The 954-nt window shown below is 75.1% G+C and carries 2 pseudogenes; one reads left to right on the plus strand and one right to left on the minus strand.

Features of this window, described 5'->3' with window-relative positions:
- Positions 1-12 precede the first annotated feature (12 nt).
- A pseudogene (locus I5G_RS27250) lies at positions 13-537 on the plus strand (crosslink repair DNA glycosylase YcaQ family protein); the annotation flags it as partial.
- Positions 538-603: 66 nt separating this feature from the next.
- Here the strand turns inward: I5G_RS27250 and I5G_RS27255 are convergent.
- Positions 604-885: pseudogene (locus I5G_RS27255) on the minus strand (CoA transferase); the annotation flags it as partial.
- Positions 886-954 lie beyond the last annotated feature (69 nt).

A 954-nucleotide genomic window follows, 5' to 3' on the forward strand; every position in this document is an offset into this window, starting at 1 on the left:
CGCCCCCGGTGGGTGGAATCGTGGGCGCACGTGGCATCCCTCGTCGACGTCGCCGACTGGCCCCTGCTGCAGTTCCGCCGCGACGCCGCGCGCGAGAAGTACGGCGACGACGACTGGGCCCGCGCGAACGCCGGCCTGCTGCAATGGCTGCGCGACGAACTCACGGCGCGCGGGCCGCTGCGGCCCGCCGAGATCGAGCACGACGCCCGGGCGGGGTCGCGCGGCTCCTGGTGGGGCTGGGACGACGTGAAGAACGGGCTCGAGCGCCTGTGGCTCATGGGCGACGTCGCGATCGCCGGGCGCCGCGGATTCGAGCGGCGCTACGCGCTGGCCGAGGACGTGCTCCCGCCTGAGGCGCTCGGCTCCCCCGTGCCGCGGTCCGAGGCCATTCCCGAGCTCATCCGCCGCGCGGCCGTGGCCTACGGCGTCGCCACCGCGGCCGACCTCGCCGATTACTGGCGCATCCGCGATCGTCCCGCGGTCCTCGCCGCCGTGCGCGACCTCGTCGACGCCGGCGAGCTCGAACCCGTCTCCGTGGAGGGCTGGACGGTGGCCGGCGGCGGCGGTCGCGAGGGTGGGGTCGGCGATGAGGTCGGGACGGCCGATCTCGGTCGCGACCGCGGCGAAGGCGGCATCCCCCTCGGCGTCGACCACGACCCAGTCGTCGTCCCCTCGGGCGGGGAAGACACCGCGGAACGCGTCGCCGGAACGGTCGTTGCCTTCCGCCCGCGGCCCGCTGCCCGACGTGGCGGCCGCCGCGGCCAGGTGTTCGGCCATCGCTCCGAAGATCGCATCCACCTGCGCCGAGCTGACACGGCCACCTTCGCCCGTACGGTCGCGCCGCAGGAGCAGAGCGACCACCGCCGCGGCGTTCAGACGTGCCACGACGTGGTCGGGGAAGATCGTGATCGCGTCGCTGAAGCCGTCGCCGTCGCCCGGGTACGCCCACAGTGT

The sequence above is a fragment of the Microbacterium sp. B19 genome, assembly GCF_000333395.1.
GTDB lineage: Bacteria > Actinomycetota > Actinomycetes > Actinomycetales > Microbacteriaceae > Microbacterium.